Raw genomic sequence first — 20,956 nt, 5'->3', positions numbered from 1 at the left:
TTGCCTCCGTTTTTCACAAATGAATGATGTTCTTCTTCCTAAATATATACATATTATACCGTAAGGAAATGGAAGAAAAAACAGTAAAGTTTACGCGTTTTTAACCTTTTCCAGCCATTCCTTTTCAAACATGTTCTCACTGAATCCAACGGTCGCCTTTTGTTCATCAAAAACAAGTGGACGTTTGATCAGCATGCCGTCTGCTTCCAGCCATTCCAGCAATTGTTCTTCAGAAGCATCTTTTCTTTTGTTTTTATAATCGCCTTCACGGTAATGCTTTCCGCTTGTATTAAAAAATTTGCCGATCGGTGTCCCGCTTTTTTTGATGATCTGTGCTAGCAAGGCACGATTTGGCGGCTGCTCAGCAATATTTATGATCTGATAGGAAATATCATGCTCATCCAACCATTTTTTTGCTTTTCGGCAAGTGCCACATGGCGGGTAACTGTACATCGTAAGCACATCGCTCATCCTCTCTTCGTTTTGCTTTCTTTTTTATTATACCCAAGCTTATTGGGCAAACCAAAGATCACCACTGATTCGTATCAATTTTTTTAAAGCGTGTGGACATAATACAAAGGAGCGCCGCTACCAAACAAAACAGGAGTGTGAAAAACACATGAATATGCAACAGCAAAGCGGGCAGAATCAAGTGACCTACCCACAGCCTCCGGCAATACTTTCTACAAAAGATTTTCTGTACATTGAAGACATGCTTTCGTGGAACCTTGAAGTCATTAAAAAGGCTCATGCCTACGCGACAATGTGTCAGGATCAGGACGTTGTTCAAGCGATGAATCGGACATGCCAGCTTCACATGCGCCATTACCAAACAATCCTGAATCACCTGAGCAAACACGTTCAAGCGAAAACAATGGCAGGAGGTATGGCAAAATGATGGAACAACAGCCGGCACAATCCACGCCGATTCAAAATCCGGAAGCTCAGGTTTCAAAAACCCCGCAAATGAATGACCGCGACTACTTGAACGATGTACTGCTTACAGAAAAGTATTTAGGCGTCTCTTATGCACATGCGCTTCAAGAAGCCAGCCATCAATCTTTATATCAAGATATAAAGAACGTCTCCGAACAGACCAGCGATCACCAACGTGATCTCTTTAACCTCATGTTCCACAAAGGCTGGTACAAGATGGAGTCTCAGGACCCGCAAAAGATTCAACAGGCGGTGCAGCAGTTCACTCAGTACGCGCAGCAGCAATTTCCTAAATAAGGTTAAGTTTTGCCTTTTGACATCATCCCATACCTTGGGATGATGTTTTTTTCATAAGGGAAGAAAGTATAAGATTTGGCGTGCAGTACTGCGCGCAGCTGTGCGTTACTTTACCCCGTCTTCAAGCGAATAGGCCAGTACCTTGACCGAGAATCAAGGCGGCAAGCGAGTAACCGAAGCGACGATTCAGCACCGGACGATTTTTGTCCGGTTTTTGTTGTTTCAAACAAAAAATGCTGATCTTCCTTTTCTAATCACCTATAATGAACAAAAAGGAGGCAACATTTTGAATAAACGATTAATTGCCGTTGAAGATTTGGCACAATTTACGTTTGCCGGAAACCCCGTGCTCTCTCCCGATGGAACAACCGCTGTCTATGTAGTAACAAAGACCGACTTACATCAAAACGGTTATGTTTCGACACTATACATAACAAATGATGAACAGGCACCAAGGCCGCTGACTCACGCGTACCAAACGGATCGGTTGATCAAGCATCACCGCCCTTCTTTCTCTGCAGACGGAACTTATGTTTATTATTTATCCAATCAAACTGGAACGGATCAGGTTTGGCGTATCCGATTATCCGGCGGTGAATCGGAACAAGTAACCAAATTTGAACATGGCGTTGAGGATTATGTACTGAGTCCAGATCGTATGCACATGGTCTGCCGAGCCATAAATAAGGATCGTCAAGAATCGGAAAATGATGATGTGACGGTCATTACAAGACTCCGCTATCTGCAAAATGGGAAAGGTTTTGTTGATCAGACAGGCGTCCTATACTTCTGCTCGATTAAGCGCAAGCAGCAGACACGGATCACCAAACCAAATTGTGATGCGAAGATGCCGCGGTTTTCATTAGATGGACATACACTCTACTTTTTAATGACAAAATCCGCTCCTGAAACAAGTGATTTTCTGTTTGATGTCTACTCGTATCACTTGTCAACGGAAACAACAACCTGCATTTATCAAGCCAACGGCACACTCTATGATCTCGCTGTTTCCCCAGATGGACGCACGGTCGCACTTGCCGGAACTGAAGATGGTGAATTTTCTCCGAAAAACATTGAGCTATTGTTGCTCCCTTCTCATGGAGGAACCGTCCATCATATAACCGAGCACTGGAATCTATCACTTGGAAACTTTGTTAGTACCGATGCCCGCTTTGATGCAGGAAATTCCTTAATTGCGTGGACGGAGGATAGCCAAGCGTTGATCTGTCTCGTTCAAGACGGAGCGATTAGCGGCTTAAAGACGGTGCATCTTGACGGGAGCTGCACAACGCTTTTTATGAAAGAAAAGCATGTCGTCACTTCTTTTGCGATGCAGAACAACGTTATTGCTGCAATCATTTCAACACCGCTTTCAACCGGTGAGCTTTATTTCCTAGGAAATAACGACTCAATTCGACAAAACAGTTTCCATAATCAATCGCTTTTTAACCAACTCGATCTCAATGAACCGATTGCTTTTACTTACAAGGGGGCTGATGATTGGACCATCGATGGATGGGTATTGCTGCCGCCAACACGCGCACGCAAAACAGGGAAAATTCCCATTGTTCTTGAAATTCATGGTGGACCCGCTTCCGCATATGGCGATTCATTTCATCATGAATTTCAATGTCTTGCAGCAGAGGGGTATGCGGTCGTTTATACCAACCCGCGCGGCAGCCGTGGTTACGGCTCTGCTTTTTGTGCGGGATGCTTTAACGACTGGGGCAGAAAAGATAAAGAAGATATTTTAAAGGGCCTTGATTATGTTCTTGATCATTTTCCAGAATGCGATCGGACGCATCAATACGTCACCGGGGGCAGTTACGGAGGCTTCATGACCAATACCATCGTTGGTACGACCAATCGTTTTCGTGCCGCCGTAACCCAGCGTTCCATTTGCAACCTTTATAATTTTTACGGAACAAGCGATATCGGCTACTATTTTCTGAAGCGCTATTTTAATGGTGCTGATTTATGGGATGCTGAAGAACGGTTGATGCAGTTCTCACCAATCCGTAACGCGCCGAGAGTTAAAACACCGATCTGCATTATCCATAGCGAGCAGGACCATCGCTGCCCGATCGAACAAGCAGAACAATGGTATGTTGCCTTGCGCCGCCTTGGCGTTCCTGCTCGTTTTGTGCGCATCAATGGTGAAAATCATGAGCTTTCGCGCAGTGGACGGCCGCAAAATCGTTTTACGCGTTTACACGAACTGATTAATTGGTTTAATCGTTATTGTCCAAAAGAAACAAGCGACTAAACGTCACCGTCTCGATCACACTTACAGAGGGCATCTCAAACGTTCGGTTTCAACTTTGAGATGCTCTTTTTTCACATAAAGAAGGTTTATGGTTTTGCACTTGCTGAACAGGGATAAGCGATATAGCGATATGGAAAAGGAACCTTCCTGATTATAAAGGAACTTTCTTGATGCAAAAGAACTTTCTTAATGATAAAGGAACTTTCGCTAAGTGCGCATACGTCCTGTATGCAACGCGAAAGCCATCACATCCTGTGAAAGTACGTCCTGTATGCAACGCGAAAGCCACCACATCCTGTGAAAGTACGTCCTGTATGCAACGCGAAAGCCACCACATCTTGCGAAGATAAGGACCGGGCGCTTTTTGCCCGGTTTTCTTGCAGGAAAAGAAAGTATAAGATTTTGCCCCATCTTCAAACCAATGGACCAGTGTCTTGGCTAAGAATCAAAGCGGAGCTATTCTGGCGCCAGCGGGATCGCGCTGAGTTGATGCATGCCATTTCCGCATTTCCTCCATTTTTACTTAATCTTCCACAAATCTGGTAACATCATGTAATTCATCCTTTTACCCCATTACTAATCTCCTAATCCCGAAACCTATGAACCAAGGAGGGAGTTATACAATGAAAAAGAAAGTTGTTGGTTTAACGATCGCAGGTGCCCTTGCCCTGCCACTCGCTTTTGGAGGAGGTCAGGCACAAGCAGCGTCTCCGTCAAACAGTAAAGTTTGCACGAAGCAATTCAATGCATTGATCAATCCATTGAATGTGCAAGAACAGCAAGCTACGGATCTCGATGCTTTGCTTAAGAAACTTGGAATCAACCTTGATGGGACCCAGCTCCAGGAACAGCTTAATTTGCAGCTGAATGCAAAAGATGCGTCGGTAAAGGCTCCGGAGAAAAAGAAGGAGACACCGCAGGCAGAAAAGCCTAAGGCTGATTCTCAAAAAAAACAACCGGCACCAAGCCAAGGAAACGGCACTTCTGAAAAAGCAGACAAGCCTGCAAATGATTCGTCACAGCCATCGGACAGTGAACTGAATGCCTTTGAACAAAAGGTTGTTGATTTGACCAACCAAGAACGGACAAAAGCAGGTCTGCAGCCATTGAAAGCAGACAACAGTAAACTGTCAAAAATGGCCCGTGCAAAATCTCAAGACATGAAAGACAAAAACTATTTTGACCACCAGTCACCGACCTATGGTTCACCATTTGACATGATGAAACAATTCGGTATTTCTTATAAAACAGCCGGTGAAAACATTGCCGCAGGACAAAAGACGCCAGAAGAAGTCGTTCAAGGATGGATGAATAGCCCGGGTCACCGTGCGAACATTCTGAAAGGAAGCTTTACGACAATTGGTGTCGGTTACGTTGACGGCGGTTCTTACGGATCTTACTGGACTCAAGAATTTATCGGCAACTAATTTCTACCCCCAAAACAATTCGACATTCACTTTCAGCATCTTGCCATGTACATGAGGCAGATGCTGTTTTTTTGTTTCTTCTCGGCGGCAGCCATCATAGATAAAATGAAAATTAAACTGCTATGACTTGACTTGATTTCATGCCTTATTGGTTCAAGCATTCTATATGCTTGAACCAGATGCAGCTCATAAGAATACATTAGAAATATGGAAACTTTCTCAATTGGAGGTGACGATTTGCGCGCAGAGCCTCTCTATACTGCACTGGGCGATTCATTAACCGTAGGCGTCGGATCAACCGTATTTCAACCTAATTTTGTTAAACTTTATCAGCGAAAGCTAGAGGTGTATTACCACATAAAGCTGCAACGACAGATTTTTGCAAAGAACGGGGCAACAACCGAACAGATTCTGCAATCCACATTTCGCCCGGAAATCGCTGCAGCGATTGGAAGATCAACGTTTCTCACGATTACAGGCGGCGGCAATGATTTTCTCAAAGCCGGCAGATATTGGATGAAAACGGGCGACTTCTCAGCAGTCTTGCAAGCGACCGAAAACAGTTTAGCCCACATGGAACAGATGATCTACAGGATTCATCTGCTTCATGAAGACAGCACTGATTCTTATCGGGTGCGCATTCTTAATTTATACAATCCACTCTTCTATATACCGGGAACTAATCATTGGCTTGAAGACTACAATAAACGTTTAAATCAGTTCGAGGATGATGCGCACGTGCGTATCGCTGACGTTTATCATGCCTTTTCAGGGTATGAACCGCAGCTGCTCGGTTTTGACCATCTGCATCCAAATCCGATCGGTTATCGTGTGATGGCTGAAGTAACGCCAGTGTGATTTTTAAACATGCCACTCGAAAAAAAAAGACTCCTTAGAAGCTGAGCCGTTTGTTTATGCAGTAGGTTTAAGTTTCGATTGGCGTGTTCCGCCACTTTGGCGGCATATTTTTCCCCCAGTAAATCGTTTTGATCTCATGATGATCCTTGAAGCCATCCAATACAGTATGATAATGGAACTGAAACGCATAGCCGGCCTGAGGTGGGTGATTCCTTCTTACATGAAGCTTCGCGACTTCCTGACCGGATAATGTATTGTAAACATGGATGATGCGCTCCCCATAACCCGCTGCCGGTGCATGGGTAATGTCAAGTGAACGAATCCACGTTTTATCGCGTGCCATACTGATCTCTTTAACCGCATTGATAAAAACTGGGACGACCTCTGTTATGTATGGGTCACTTAGCTTTTCCCCGATTCGGGTGCCAAATTTCTGCTTTCCTTGTGTCAATGCTTCACGGGACACATACGCAGAAAGTCCTTTGATTAGCTGCATTTTTTCATTTGATGATCGCCATGAATCGTCGCTTTGCTCTGATTGCTGAGCGTTTTGCTCATGAGTGCTTGTACGCGCAGTCTCCGACTCATGAAGGTTTTGCTGATCATTCTGTTTGTCCAGATCATGTGCAGGCGGTGCTGGTGTGATCAAGCCGAATGTTAGTACGGCAACAAGCGTAACCAGTCCTTTTTTTATCCATTGAACAGGCACCGAAAAACCTCCAAGTCATTTATCGTACAATTCTTATATTTTTCGTATCTTGGTCGAGATTTCTGTCAGTTAAGTGCTGTTATCACGCGTGATTTTCACTGATCGCAGGCAGACCATGCAGTACTAAAGAATCCATCGCTACAAAAAAAGAAGGTGTCTCATCATTAGCCTTGATTTTTGAGACACCTTCTTTGGTTCATACATTGTCAAAATTAAAATCTTCATCCGTGAGCGGTTCAATATTAAGAGGAACCACATAATCACCTTTCGTTGAGAAGAAATCATGGTTGATGGTTCCGGTATCGATCCCATTCAGCACGATTTGGCTCACCGGTTCATGATCATATTTATCCTCATACCCGAGATTCTGCAGGGCGCGATTCGCATTGTAGTACACATAATCCATAACCTCACGAGTCAAACCGATTTTCGTGTATATTTTTTCTGTATATATTTTTTCGATCCCAATTAACTGATCCAGCAGTTTTTCTCGCTGCTGATCTGCTTGCTTGCGTTCTTCATCCGTTAAGTCCTCGCGATACAGCCGTTGCGCCACCATTCCGGTGAAGCTTCCATGTATCGACTCGTCCTGAATAATTTTGCGAATGATCTCCCCGCTGGCAATCATGCGACCTTGTCCGGATAAGAAAACCGGATAAAAGAAACCGCTGTAAAATGAAAAGCTTTCTAAGAATACGGAAGCGCACATCGCCATATAACGCTTGAAGGGTGTCACATTTTCCTTCTTATCGTAAAGCTGATTGTACCAATACGCAATCAAGCGGTATTTTTCCTGCAATTCCGGCTGTCGATCCACCCACTCGCCGAGATAATAATCGGTTTCACGCGATGAAATTAGGGTTGAAAAAATGTGCGAATACGATTTCGCATGAATATGTTCCATCATCCCCATCCAGGCAAAAACGGCTTGTTCATGCATGTTATCATGGTGGATGGCAACAAGCGGCATTCCGTTGTCCCCTTGCTCACGATCAAGACCGGTCAGTCCGGATAACACTTCGACATAGACTGCCCGCTCATCCTCTGTCATGTTCGACCAATCGGAAAGGTCGCGCGATACTTTAAATGCCTCTTCTGTCCAAAACTGGTTAATATTTTGTTTCCAGTAAACCTTTGCAATTTGATTATCATTTCGATTCCAATTAATTGCCTTCATAAAAAATTCATCCTCCGTACTGTCAGCTGCTTGACTCCAGTATCATTTGGATCACAAATGTATTCACACCGAGCAGGCGGTGCATTCTTCAGGTGAAAGAAGCTGCGTTCTTGTATAGTAAAGCGACTTTAGCCCCTTTTTATGTGCATAGACATACAGACGTGCAAGCTGCCTTGTGCTCGTCATACTGTCGACATACAGAATTGTCGAGATTCCTTGGTCGACATGCTGCTGGATTTCAGCGATCAGGTCGATCACGCGATACTGATTGGTCTGATACGCCGATTTATAGTACCACATCGTCTGCGGTGACAAGAACGGCATTGGATAAATCGTTTCACTATTCCCATATTTGCGTCGTTCAATGACGTTAACCACCGGCATAACCGAACTGGTTGCATTCTGCACGTAACTGATCGATTGTGTTGGTGCAACCGCTAGGCGATAAGCATTGTATAAGCCGTGGGTTGCAACCTTGTGCTTAAGCTCGATCCATTCCTCAGTCGTCGGAACAGGAATGCCCTTAAACAGTTCTTGAACGCGCTCTGTTTTTGGTCGGAAATCGTCCTGTTCATATTTTTTAAAATAGGAGCCGTCTGCATAATCGGTTTTTTCAAATCCCTTGAAGGTTTCTCCGCGTTCTTTTGCAATCAACATCGATTTTTCAATTGAGTAGAAATTTACGAGCGAGAAGAACGTCCGTGCAAAATCACGCGCTTCTGCTGATTCGTAAGCGATTTGGTTCTTCGCAAGATACCCATTCAGATTCATGGCCCCTAACCCGACCGAGTGCAATTCGCGATTAGCCAGGCTGACGCCGGGTGCATTAGGGATTTCCGTCATGTCGCTGACCTTGGTCAGCGCAGCAATACCGGAATGAACGGAGTCGCGTACTTTGCCGGATTCCATTACATTAACAATATTTAAGGAGCCAAGAATACAGGAAACGTCACGACGAATATCATCTGGGACGCTGTAGTCGTTAATCGTTGAGGTCTCCTGCAACTGGAAGATCTCTGTGCAAAGATTGGACATTTTGATGTCGCCAAGACGATGAAGCGGATGATTTTTATTGGCATTGTCTTTATAAAAAATATAGGGATAGCCGGACTGCATCTGCATTTGAGCAATCAAATTCAAAAATTCACGAGCATCGGCACTTTTCTTTTTGACTGCTGGATTGGCAACGAGCTCATCATACATTTCGTCCATATTCATGTCGTCCAAGTGCTTGCCGTATGCCTTGTAGACGGTGTAGGGCGCGAACATGAAAAACGTTTTCCCGGCCTCAGCAAGTTCAAAGAACTTTCCAGGAACGATCAAACCAATGGACAAGGTTGACAGGCGAATGTCTTCATCAGCATTTTCTTTCTTCGTATCCAAAAATTCCGGAGCGTCCATGTGAAAAATATTCAGATAAGCCGCGCCTGCACCCGGACGCTGTCCCAGTTGATCTGCATAGGAGAACCCAAGCTGAAGTTTGCGTGCAACTGGTATAACGCCCTTAGCCACACCTTCTACACCTTTAATCGCTTCTCCGCGCGCACGAATCTTCGAAAGGTTCAAAGCAACGCCACCGCCGATTTTCGACAGTTGCTGCGAGGTGCTCTCAATGTAGTTGATCGAATTGAGCGAGTCGTCGGATTCAAGCAAAAAACAGGAAACCATTTCACCACGCCGTGCTTTTCCCGCATTTAAGAACGTTGGCGTGGCCGGCTGATAGCGCTGCTCCATCATCGCATGCATAAATCGCTCAGCGCGTGCATAATTTCCTCCAGAAAGGAATAAAGCAACAATCGAAACCCGTTCAGCGTAGTTTTCGAGATAGTGAGATTTGTCATTGGTTTTCATCGCATAGTCACGATAAAATTTACTTGCAGCCATGTAGGATTTGAATTGGAAATGATAGTCTGAAGCGATTTGATGCAGTCGTTCAATCTCTTCTTCACTATATTGTGCAAAAACATCGTAGTAATAATGTTCGTCAACCAAATAGTGCAGCCGATCAAGTATTCCCGGGAAATGAATCGTTTTTTCATGAACTTCTTCCATATAGACCCGGATCGCCGCTTGGTCTTTTTCCAAGCGGTAAAAACCGTCTTCTCCACGAGTCAGCACTTCATTATTTAATTCAGTATAGGACTTTGATTTGATCGCTTCGTTCGGCAAGTGCCTTCACCCTTTCTTGAAATTCCGCGACATCTTCTGCTGTGCCGCCCAGTTCAAACTTATATAGAATAGGAACATGGTAGCTTTTCGATACAACATCTGCCGCATGAGCAAAATTATGCCCCCAGTTCCTGTTTCCGCTAGCAGCGACCGCAACGAGATAATTTCCGTTTTTCATTAAAAACGCCTTAACGGTTTCCGGAGCGTCACCGAAACCGATGGTATTCGTGACGAGCACAAACGGTTCCTGAACACGGTCCACACTGCTGATTGGCTGGTGAGATAGGCCGGTCTTGCCAAGAAATCGTTTGACATTCCCCGTCATGGTTTCGTATAAAATCAGCAATTCGGGCGCATCTCCTTTACTATGTAATGAAAATGAAGAACCGCATCATTTCACTACATATTGTATTATATTAAATACAATACCACAATATATTGTGGTATTTCAACGATTTTATACCAGAATATATTGTGGCTGATTGATCAGGTCTGATCCTGTTTTTTAAAAACTATCTTTTATCATAAGCCATGTTCCGATGCGTTTCAATATGTCTCTTCCTGCATCAAACCGTGAGCCTGCTCACTTCATTCGAAAATGCGCGGTTTTAAGGGGAAAAGGCTCCCCAAATTTGTCGAGAAATTTTTTCGGTTGTCCCCCATCAATGATCCGGATTCTGTGAATCTTCGTTCCCCTTGATTGGAATAAAGGTCCGCCGTTCACGTAATGAATCCTCACGGCGAATCGTTCGCTGCGCCGCCATCTTTGCCAAGTACTCCTGAACATTAAAGGGGATTTTTCCGCGTCGATCCGTTTTTTCATAGTGATTATCGCTTCCTAGAACGCGCGTTTTGATATTGTCGCGCATCATCAAATCAAACAAATCGATGATGGTCTTTTTGATCTTTGCATTCTCAATCGGAAACATTAATTCAACGCGTCGATTTAAATTTCGAGGCATCAAGTCAGCACTGGCCAGATACACAAGTGTATCGCCGCCGTTACCGAACATATAGATCCTGCTATGCTCCAGGTAACGGCCGACAATCGAATGTACGTCAATATTCTCACTGACGCCGGGAATCCCTGTGCGCAGGCAGCAGATGCCGCGGATGATCAGTTGAATCTTCACACCGGCTGCTGAAGCGCGGTACATGGCCTTAATCATCCCTTCATCAGACAAAGCATTCATTTTAGCGCGAATAAATGCTGGTTTACCGTCCTGTGCATTTTTAATTTCATTATCAATCAAATCCATCAAGGTATCGCGCAACCAAAGTGGTGCCATGACTAATTTATGGAAATAAGGCGGTTCTGAATAGCCGGAGAGCATGTTGAATACGTTGGATGCATCAATCCCCATCTGCTCATTGCAAGTCAGAAGACCCATATCTGTATAAAAGTGAGCGGTAATATCATTATAGTTTCCCGTTCCAAAATGCATGTAACGCTTAATCCCGTTTTCTTCGCGTCTGACGACAAGCGCCATTTTGCAGTGAGTTTTCAGACCAACAAGTCCGTAAATAACATGACATCCCGTTTTCTCCAATTTCTGTGCCCAGTTAATGTTATTTTCTTCATCAAAACGTGCTTTCAGCTCAACCAGTACCGTTACCTGTTTGCCATTTTCAGCGGCTTTTTCCAAATAACGGATGATCGGAGAATGCCCTGATACGCGGTAGAGCGTCATTTTAATTGCCAGCACCTGCGGATCCCTTGAAGCTTGGCGAATCAATTCGATCACCGGATCAAAGGATTCATACGGATGGTGAAGAAAAATGTCTCCCGCGCGCATCGCATCAAAGATCGAATGCTCAAGCAATTCGTACTGAATAAATGGGCGATTCGCTGAATAGACCATATCGCCGGGTGCTTCAATTTTTCCCACTAATTTGGAAAGAAAAGTTAAATCAATCGGTCCGTTTACGCGATAGACATTTTCTTGACTCACGGAAAGACGGTCGAATAATTTAGCGATTAAGCGGTCACTGATTCCTGCCTCGACATCAAGATGAATCACATTGCCGCGCTCACGCAAACGGAGCTGCTTCTCAATTTCCTTAAGCAGATCTTCCGTATCCTCCTCATCAACCTCCAGATCCATATCACGAATAACTCTGTAACACGCCGATTCAATGACATCAAAGCCGACAAACAGCTGATGCAAATGTCGGCGAATAATGTTTTCTAGCAGAATGAAACTGGTATGTCCCTCTTGATCCGGCAGTTTGACAACGCGCGGTAGAACATTTGGAACCTGTACCGTGACAAACTCACGATGCTGGATTTGACTGTTCTTTTTATGAATGAATGCAGCGATATTAATGCTTTTATTCAAGATCAGCGGAAACGGGCGTGACGAATCGACGGCCATCGGTGTCAGAACCGGATAAACTTCACGGTTGAAGTAATGGTCGATAAAATCGAGTTGTTTTTGCGCCAATTCATCGACGTCCAGAATATGAATATTTTTCTCATCAAGGAGCTTCTTCAGCATCCGATTATACGTGGTATACTGTTGGGCAATCATATGGTGGGCAGCTGTACTGATTGCAGCAAGCTGCTGTTCCGGCTTCATTCCGGAAGGATCCGATTTATCATAGCCAACGTTAACCATGTCAATTAATGATGCCACCCGTACCATAAAGAATTCGTCTAGATTGCTTGCGGTGATCGACAAAAACTTTACCCGTTCAAGCAGCGGATTATCTTTGTCTCTTGCTTCCTCAAGAACCCGCTCATTAAAAAGCAACCAGCTCAGTTCGCGATTGCTGAAGTACTCCTGTCGATCGAACTGTTCCATGACAACCACCTACCCTCTTAAAATCGGTTTCAACCCAAAAACTTCTTCAAAATAGGCTGACTTATCATTAAACGTCTGCTTTTCAAGCGAGAGATCATCATCAGAGCGCGCCGTGATCGTCACTTGATCCTTTTTCAGTGATACGGCAATCCGTTCTACCTTCTGCTGCCTGCTGTCATCAAGTGCATCCGCAATACGAAGCAGCGCAGCAAGTTTTGCAGCAGCCAGCCTGCTTGACTCCGGCAGCTTACGAAAAGCTGTGTTATTAATCGAAGGCGTTTCAGCACTATGATAACGGGCAATCGTGGCAACAAGATCGCGTTCCAGTTCTGAAATGCCGATAATCTCAGATGATTGGATGATGTAATAGGAATGCACATAATGCGCATTCATATCAATATAACTTCCGGTGTCCTGTAGAATTGCCGCAAGCTGAAGCAACAGCCTATCCCGCTTGTCCAGTCCATGAAGCCGGCGCAAACGATCAAACAGGTGCAGCGCAAAACGTTCAACGACCATAATGTGCTTTGGATCGCAATTGTAGCGATCCGCAATATTGCGTGCGGATACAATGATATCCTCTGTAAACGAATGATCCAGCACCTTTTTGCGCATCTCAAGCAGTTCATGCACAATCAGTCCATCAGCTAGATCAGCTTCGGACAAAATAATACTTTTTGCACCGGTAAGCTCAAGCGTCTTTTTCAAGATCATCACCGAAGGCAGCAATTGTGTTGCCGATTCAAAGGGAACTTTATATTCCTTCGCAAGAATTTGGGGGGGAATCTTCAGAATATGGCGATAGAGTTCAACAAAACGTTCCCTCGTTAACGTATCGATACGGCCGCCCAGAAACATATGTTTAAACGCGCGCAGTTCTGTACCAACAAGCACGAACTTTTGTACTTTAACCTCTTTAGGTGCGAACTGATGGTACCCGTCAATTTTGCTGCGGATATAATCTTCCATAATTTCTACATAATCGCCTGTTTTACTTTCGAGATCGCCGAGCAGTTCGCGAATACGCAGCGGTCCAAGCTTAATATTCCGTGAAAAAACAAAATGACCTGCATTATATACCGTCAGCTGCATGCTCCCTGAACCAATGTCAATCAGCATTGTTCCTTTTTGGATGAGTTCATTAAATCGATCCGAATTATAGGCAACCGCCTGATTATGTAAAAAACGTTCCTCAGCATTCGCTAGCCATGTGAGATTTAATCCCGTTTTAATCCGAATTTGTTCTTTAATATACTCTGCGTTGCGTGCTTCTTTGACGGAACTTGCCGCGACCGCACGATATTCTCTAACGCCGTAATCATTCATGATTTGTACAAAACCTGCTAATTGACGGCAAGCCTGATCAACCGTATTGAATTCGATCATTTGATGATTGTAGATATCTGCCCCAATCGAAACGTCTGCCTTCACATAGTCAACAAGCGACATTTTTGTCAAATCGGCAATCTTCAGTACCAGTGTCTGCAGCCCAACCGTAATCGAAGCGAAGAGTTTATGATTCGCCATCGTCCTCACCCCACAACTCACATGTTCTCTATTTCCATTTTTTTAGCACTTAGTATTTATTATACGGCATATTTCATTGTATATGAGAATCCAATTAAATTCTTCATAATAAATTTACGTTGCGACTTCCGCAGGACGCGGTGACTTCTGCGTTGTGCACAGGATGTGCACGCCCTTAGCAGAAGTTCCTTTTACAATAGCGAAAGTTCATTTTGCTCTGTACGCGGTTTTGATTCATCACCTTGTTGACGCTTCGGTTACTCGCTTGCCACGGGCGCACCGCGAGCCTCCTCAGACAGGGCAGGAATCTGCGGGGTCTCTGGCACGCTGATCCCGCTGGCGCCAGAGCACCTACGCTTTGATTTTTAGTCAAGATACTGGTCTATTGGTTTGAGGATGGGTAAAATCTTACACTTCCTTATCCTGCAAAAAAGAGGGTGTCTCAAAGGTCAATTGACTTTTGAGACACCCTTAAAAAAACATCTATTTTTGGGATTAAGCACGAAGATGCGCGCTTCTGAATCGCCCGCGGTCGCGATCAGTTGATGCGAGCAATCGGAGCGCACTATAAATCCAACACCCTTTTAGAACGGCCGCTTGCATCATACGCTTGCTCATTCGTTTAGTTTAGTACGGACAGTTTCTTGTCCAAGTACAGATCAACAGCGGCGGCTGCGCGACGTCCTTCTTCGATTGCCCAGACGATCAGACTGGCACCTCTGCGCGCATCGCCCGCAGCAAAAATACCGTCTTTACTTGTCTGATAACGAATCGTGTCTGCCTCAATCACGCGTCCGGATGAATCCCGTTTTACATCAAATGCGTCAAAGACTTGATCCTCCGCGCCTTGGAATCCAATTGCAATGAGCACAAGATCCGCGTCCCATGTTTTATGATCATCTGTATCCTTTGCATCTTTTTTAAAGGAGCCTGTAAGTAGCTCTTTCACATGACCGTTATCGTTGCCCACAAATTTTTTCGTCTCCACATAGTATTCACGTGGATCATTGCCGAGTACTTCTTCAGCCTCTTTGTATGCATAGTCCACAGAAAAAACATTCGGGTGTTCCGGCCAAGGATTGTTTTCAGCACGTTTTGCAGGCAGTTTACCGTGTTTGCCAAACTGAACGACACTTTTGCAACCTTGACGAATCGCGGTAGCCACGCAGTCCTCACCGGTATCTCCACCGCCAATCACGATCACATTTTTACCTTTGGCATCAAAATCATCGGCCAGTGGTTCCCCATAGAGCTGGTTGCGGTTGCTCGCTATCAAATAGTCCATAGCTGGAGAAATACCTTTCAAGGCTCTGCCTTCGAGCGAAACTTCGCGATGCTTGCCGGCGCCCGTGCAAAGAATCACTGCGCTATACGCTTCTTTTAACGAAGCCACACTGATTGTATTTCCAACATTTGCATTCGTTTCAAAATGAATCCCTTCGTCTTTCAATAGCTGCACACGACGATCAACAACATCCTTCTCAATCTTCATGCTCGGAATGCCATACATCAACAAACCGCCGGGACGATCAGAACGTTCAAAAACGGTCACCTCATGACCAATCTTATTCAGCTGATCGGCGCAAGCGAGACCGGCCGGTCCGGATCCAATCACAGCGATCTTCTTTCCGGTACGCCGTTTCGGCGGCTTGGGTACGATCCAGCCTTCTTCAAAGGCGCGGTCAATAATTGCCCGCTCAATTGATTTAATGGAAACCGAATCGCTGACAAAACCTGCAGTGCAGGAACCTTCACATGGCGCAGGACAAGCTCTTGAAGTAAATTCAGGAAAGTTATTTGTCTTAGCCAAACGTTCATAAGCTTCCTTCCACAAGCCATGATAAACGAGATCATTCCATTCCGGAATCAGGTTGTGGATTGGGCATCCGGTTGTTCCTCGATTAATCATCGTGCCGATTTGGCAATACGGAGTCCCGCAATCCATACATCGCGCCGCCTGCTTTTTCACTTCTTTTTCCCTTAACGGAATCTTATATTCTTTCCAGTCACGAACACGCTCAACCGTTTTGCGTTCGCTTTGATTTTTTTTCTCTATATTCATGAAACCCATTAATTGTCCCATGGTGTCCACTCCATCCTTTCAAAATTTATCCGTAGCATCAATTCGCTCGTATCTTTAAACCGTGAGATATGTGGAAGTACGGACGCTTAATTTTCCTTCTTTCTTCAAATAAAACGCCTCTTCCTTAGCCTGTTCAGCATCTAAGCCTTGTGCTTCATATCGTTCGATTTGTTCAAGTATCGCTTCATAATCGCGCGGGATTATTTTGATGATCCTTTGAATGGACATTTTCCAGTTTATGAGCGCCTGTTCTGCCTTTGGACTTCCGGTGTGATCGAGGTGGTTCTTAATCAATTCATAAACCTCTGTTTGTTCCTTTTGGTCGGTAAGCGGCTCAATATTCACCATTTCCTTGTTAATCCGATGAATGGTTTGATCTGGTGCACCATCAGGAAGAATGTAAGCAATACCGCCCGACATGCCAGCCGCAAAATTACGCCCAATCGAACCGAGCACGACAACTTTACCGCCGGTCATATACTCGCATCCATTTTCACCGACACCTTCAACAACAGCCTTTGCCCCACTGTTGCGCACGCAGAAGCGTCCTCCTGCAGTACCGCGTACATAGGCTTCACCACTGGTTGCTCCAAAAAGCGCCACATTTCCCATCATTGCTTGGGAGTCTGTATCGACACCAATAATTTCTTCTGACTTGATGATGACTTTACCGCCGGACAATCCTTTGCCAACATAATCATTCGCATCACCGGTTAAAATCATGGTTACACCTTTCGGGAGAAACGCAGCGAAACTCTGTCCCGCACTCCCAGTAAATGAAAGGGTGATCGTGTCTTCCGGAAGCCCCTTGCCACTGGTAGAGCGCGAGATGAAGTAACCAAGCGTTGAGCCAACGGTTCGATCTGAGTTTCTCAACTTATATACCAATTGGACCGGTTTCTTATTTTCAATCGTTGGTAAGCAGGTTGCGACCAGATTGCGTTCATCGAAGCGTCGATCAACATGATGTTCCTGGGCGCGCGCGAAGAATCGTTTCGATACATCGCTTTCCGCTTGATAGAGCAGGTCGGACAGATCCAAAGTACGTGCTTTCCAGTGATTGTGCACTTCTTTTTTGATCCTTAGAAGATGCGCCTGACCGATGACCTCATCCAGTGAACGATAACCAAGATCCGCCAACTGCTCGCGAATATCGCGGGCGATAAAGGTCATAAAATGAACAATATGCTCCGGACTGCCCATAAAATTCTTGCGCAGTTCCGGGTTCTGTGTCGCAATGCCGACCGGACACGAATCCAAGTGACAAGCACGCATCATAACACAGCCGAGCACAACAAGTGGTGCGGTTGCAAAGCCAAATTCTTCAGCACCAAGGCAGGCTGCGATCAGAACATCGCGGCCGCTCATTAATTTCCCATCCGCTTCAACGCGGACGCGATCGCGAAGACCGTTTTTCATTAAGGTTTGATGTGCTTCTGCCAATCCGATTTCCCAAGGCAGACCTGCATGCTTAATACTTGTTTTCGATGCTGCGCCTGTTCCACCGTCATGACCGCTAATTAAGATCACATCAGCCTTGCCTTTGGCAACACCTGCAGCGATTGTACCAACTCCGCCTTTTGCCACGAGTTTGACGCTGATTCTTGCTTTTGGATTACTTGATTTTAGATCATAGATCAGCTGTGCTAAATCTTCAATTGAATAAATATCATGATGCGGCGGCGGTGAGATCAAGGCCACACCGGTCGTCGCATGACGGGTGCGGGCAATCCACGGATAAACCTTTCCGGCAGGAAGCTGCCCGCCTTCGCCCGGCTTTGCGCCTTGCGCCATCTTAATTTGCAGTTCATCCGCTTCTGATAAATAGTAGCTGGTTACACCGAATCGTGCAGAAGCAACTTGTTTAATGGCACTCCGGCGCCAATTGCCGTTCTCATCGCGGGTGAATCGTTCTGCATCCTCGCCGCCTTCACCACTGTTGCTCTTGCCTCCAATTCGATTCATGGCAATTGCCATTGCTTCATGAGCTTCTTTGCTGATCGACCCGTAGGACATCGCTCCCGTTTTAAACCGCTTGAGTATTTTTTCTACCGGTTCGACTTCATCAAGTGGAATCGGTTTGTGATCGCGTTCAAAAGTGAGCAGACTGCGGATCGTTGAAAAGGGTGCATGATCGACCATATTTGCGTAATCTTTATACAATTTATAATCATTTGTACGTGCCGCTTGCTGCAAGGTATGCACAATCAGCGGGTCAATTTTATGTTGCTCTCCCCCTTGGCGCCATTGAAGCGTACTCCCCGGATCAAGCGGCTTCATCTCCCCGTGATCAAGTTCCTTAACGGCCGTCTCATGACGTATACGCATTTCCTGTTCAAGTTCCTCTAGACCGATACCGCCGATTTGTGAGACCGTTCCGGCAAAGTAACGCTCGATCAAACGACTTGATAACCCGAGCGCTTCAAACGTTTGTGCGCCGCGGTAACTTTGAATCGACGAAATGCCGACTTTAGACATAATTTTTACGATACCGGCAACCAGTGCTTTAATATAATTCTGTTCTGCTTTTTCCTCATCCAAGTCAAGATGATCTTCCTTAATCAAAGCGTGTACCGATTCAAGCGCCAGATATGGATGAATCGCATCGGCGCCGTATCCGAGCAGTGCAGCAACCTGATGACTGTCTCGCGGTTCGCCTGAATCAACAATTAAACTGATATGCGGCCGCGTTCCCTGTTCAATCAGATGATGATGGAGCGCACTGACCGCAAGCAGCGACGGGATCGCAAGATGTTTTTCATCAACACTCCGATCTGAGAGAACGATCAAATCAGCGCCTTCATGAATCACTTCATCGACATGAAGAATCAGCTGGTCAACGGCTTTGAGAAGACCAAACGCACCATTATTTTCCGGATAGGTCAAATCAACCGTTTTTGCTTTTAACGCCTGGTGAAACAGATCTTGAAATGCTCTTCGATCAAGAATCGGGTGTTCGAGTCGAATTTGCGAGGTTACATGCTTGAGCGGATCAAGCAGACTAATTTGTGGCCCAAGCCATGTAATTTTCGACATCACTCGCGCTTCGCGAATCGCATCAATCGGCGGGTTCGTCACCTGTGAAAACCATTGTTTAAAATAATCGAATAATAGCTGAGATTTATTTGACAATACCGCCAGCGGGGTATCGTTTCCCATCGACCCGGTAGGCTCTTTACCTTGCTCAGCCATGGGTTGAATTCCCTTGGTCACATCTTCATAGGTATAACCAAATATTTTTTGCTTGAAAAGTCGTGTATCGTCTGAAAACAGCGGTGCTTTCCCATTGTCTCGATTCAGCTTCACAACCGATTTTTCCAGAATATTCTTATAATCAGCTGAAGCACAGACTGCCTTCTTCAATTCATCACTTGGAACGATACGCTGCTTCTCCGTATCAATGAGCAGAAGCTGCCCTGGCTTCAAATGACAGCGCTGTTTGATGTTTTCCGGTTTTAGATCGGCAACACCGACCTCCGAAGAGAATACAACCTTGTCGTCATTGGTGATATAGTAACGTGCGGGACGCAGACCGTTGCGATCCAGAATGGCTCCGATTTGTTTACCGTTGCAGAAACCAAGCGCCATCGGCCCATCCCACGGTTCCATTGTTCTGCTGGTAAATTCATAGAAATTACGAAGATAGTCGGGCAGCTCACTGTCACCTTCCCAAGGTTCCGGAACCATCATCATGACGGCATGCGGCAGCGAAAAACCATGGTAAGTTAAAAATTCAAGCACATTATCAAAAATTGCAGAGTCGCTGCCCTCAGGATCAATGATCTGCGGCAGTTTCCCGCCATCCAATCGTTTCGCCTTCGCATTAAACCAGCTCATATTGCCGCGAATCGTATTAATTTCTCCGTTATGGACAATCATTCGGTTCGGGTGGGCACGCTCCCAGCTTGGAAATGTATTCGTGCTGTAACGGGAATGCACTAAAGCAAGCGCCGAAACGAAACGTTCATCCTGCAAATCCGTATAAAAAGCCGAGACCTCTTTGGCACGCAGCATCCCCTTGTAAACCAAGGTTTGGCTGGAGAGGCTGGCAACATAAATTTCATCTGTTAATTTTGCTTCAATTGCTTTTCTCAATAAATATAATTTAGAATCCAGTGCCGCACCTGCATCTTGATTGGCCGTACCAATGAACATTTGATACATGTATGGGGCCTTACTGCGCGCCAATGCACTGATTTCATTTTCGTCAACCGGAACATCGCGTTCCCCATAAAGTCTCAAATTTCGCGCGGCAATGCACGCTTTAATTTTTCCAATCGCAACCATACGGCTTGAACGGTCTTGAGGCATGAAAAACATACCGACGCCGTAGTGTCCTGCAGGAGGAAGATCAAAGCTGCATGCCTCTTGAAAGAATCGATCAGGGACTTGTACCAGTATTCCGGCTCCATCACCTGTTTTTCCGTCTGCAGCTTTACCTGCACGGTGATCAAGCCGCGCCAGCATTTCCAGCGCTGTTTTAACGATTTCGTTGGATGCTCGCCCCTTAATATCCGCATACATGCCAATCCCGCAAGCATCATGTTCAAATTGCGGACGATAAAGTCCTTCCGGTTTCTCTCTCGTCAGAGCTTTGCTCATCATAAACCTCATCCTTCCTTCTGTTCGCAATCACCCATCACATCTGTGTGAGTTTTCTGAATTCGATCTTTCTATCTCTTTATAGGCCAAAAGTTTTGTGA

Annotated in this window: 14 protein-coding genes; 5 read left to right on the top strand and 9 right to left on the bottom strand. The window is 45.3% G+C overall.

Annotated elements, in window-relative coordinates:
• Positions 1-90 precede the first annotated feature (90 nt).
• Positions 91-471 carry a Spx/MgsR family RNA polymerase-binding regulatory protein gene (locus tag K7399_RS02660; protein ID WP_037582013.1) on the bottom strand — a complete coding sequence of 127 codons (381 nt, stop codon included), beginning with the start codon at positions 469-471 and terminating at the stop codon, positions 91-93.
• A gap of 148 nt (positions 472-619) precedes the next feature.
• Between K7399_RS02660 and K7399_RS02655 the strand changes: the two genes are divergently transcribed.
• From K7399_RS02655 to K7399_RS02635, 5 genes are all read left to right on the top strand, one after another.
• Positions 620-898 carry a hypothetical protein gene (locus K7399_RS02655; protein ID WP_028983964.1) on the top strand — a complete coding sequence of 93 codons (279 nt, stop codon included), beginning with the start codon at positions 620-622 and terminating at the stop codon, positions 896-898.
• Positions 898-1,233, top strand: coding sequence for a spore coat protein (locus K7399_RS02650; RefSeq protein WP_028976022.1), 336 nt, complete (start codon positions 898-900; stop codon positions 1,231-1,233). The genes K7399_RS02655 and K7399_RS02650 overlap by 1 nt, the downstream gene beginning before the upstream one ends.
• 142 nt (positions 1,234-1,375) lie before the next feature.
• Positions 1,376-3,499 carry a S9 family peptidase gene (locus K7399_RS02645; RefSeq protein WP_128166488.1) on the top strand — a complete coding sequence of 708 codons (2,124 nt, stop codon included), beginning with the start codon at positions 1,376-1,378 and terminating at the stop codon, positions 3,497-3,499.
• 623 nt (positions 3,500-4,122) lie between these two features.
• Positions 4,123-4,926 (top strand): CAP domain-containing protein, encoded by an 804-nt coding sequence (locus K7399_RS02640; protein ID WP_028976020.1) that lies wholly within the window; start codon positions 4,123-4,125, stop codon positions 4,924-4,926.
• Positions 4,927-5,163: 237 nt separating this feature from the next.
• Entirely contained in the window at positions 5,164-5,784 is a 621-nt protein-coding gene (locus tag K7399_RS02635; RefSeq protein WP_037562861.1) for a GDSL-type esterase/lipase family protein, read from the top strand.
• 67 nt (positions 5,785-5,851) lie between these two features.
• On the opposite strand, the gene K7399_RS02630 is transcribed toward K7399_RS02635, so the two are convergent.
• The 8 genes from K7399_RS02630 to gltB all read right to left on the bottom strand — a co-directional run bounded on the left by K7399_RS02630 (position 5,852) and on the right by gltB (position 20,858).
• On the bottom strand, positions 5,852-6,493 hold the full coding sequence (locus K7399_RS02630) for a YpjP family protein (RefSeq protein ID WP_128166486.1): 642 nt from the start codon (positions 6,491-6,493) through the stop codon (positions 5,852-5,854).
• A 196-nt stretch (positions 6,494-6,689) separates the two neighbouring features.
• Positions 6,690-7,670 carry a class 1b ribonucleoside-diphosphate reductase subunit beta gene (gene nrdF, locus K7399_RS02625; RefSeq protein WP_028976017.1) on the bottom strand — a complete coding sequence of 327 codons (981 nt, stop codon included), beginning with the start codon at positions 7,668-7,670 and terminating at the stop codon, positions 6,690-6,692.
• Between the two features lie 63 nt (positions 7,671-7,733).
• On the bottom strand, positions 7,734-9,839 hold the full coding sequence (gene nrdE / locus K7399_RS02620; RefSeq protein ID WP_128166484.1) for a class 1b ribonucleoside-diphosphate reductase subunit alpha: 2,106 nt from the start codon (positions 9,837-9,839) through the stop codon (positions 7,734-7,736).
• Entirely contained in the window at positions 9,802-10,185 is a 384-nt protein-coding gene (nrdI, locus tag K7399_RS02615; RefSeq protein WP_028976015.1) for a class Ib ribonucleoside-diphosphate reductase assembly flavoprotein NrdI, read from the bottom strand. Before nrdI ends, nrdE begins: the two co-directional genes overlap by 38 nt.
• Positions 10,186-10,501: 316 nt before the next feature.
• Positions 10,502-12,643 (bottom strand): RNA degradosome polyphosphate kinase, encoded by a 2,142-nt coding sequence (locus tag K7399_RS02610; RefSeq protein ID WP_128166482.1) that lies wholly within the window; start codon positions 12,641-12,643, stop codon positions 10,502-10,504.
• A 9-nt stretch (positions 12,644-12,652) separates the two neighbouring features.
• Positions 12,653-14,170, bottom strand: a complete 1,518-nt coding sequence (locus K7399_RS02605) for a Ppx/GppA phosphatase family protein (RefSeq protein ID WP_128166480.1) — start codon at positions 14,168-14,170, stop codon at positions 12,653-12,655.
• A gap of 622 nt (positions 14,171-14,792) precedes the next feature.
• Positions 14,793-16,253, bottom strand: coding sequence for a glutamate synthase subunit beta (locus K7399_RS02600; protein WP_128166478.1), 1,461 nt, complete (start codon positions 16,251-16,253; stop codon positions 14,793-14,795).
• A gap of 54 nt (positions 16,254-16,307) precedes the next feature.
• Positions 16,308-20,858, bottom strand: a complete 4,551-nt coding sequence (gene gltB, locus K7399_RS02595) for a glutamate synthase large subunit (RefSeq protein ID WP_128166476.1) — start codon at positions 20,856-20,858, stop codon at positions 16,308-16,310.
• Positions 20,859-20,956 lie beyond the last annotated feature (98 nt).

The organism is Sporolactobacillus terrae, from assembly GCF_019930545.1.
GTDB lineage: Bacteria > Bacillota > Bacilli > Bacillales > Sporolactobacillaceae > Sporolactobacillus > Sporolactobacillus terrae.
The sequence above is the reverse complement of the archived record's forward strand: the minus strand, read 5'-3'. Positions and strand labels throughout refer to the sequence as shown.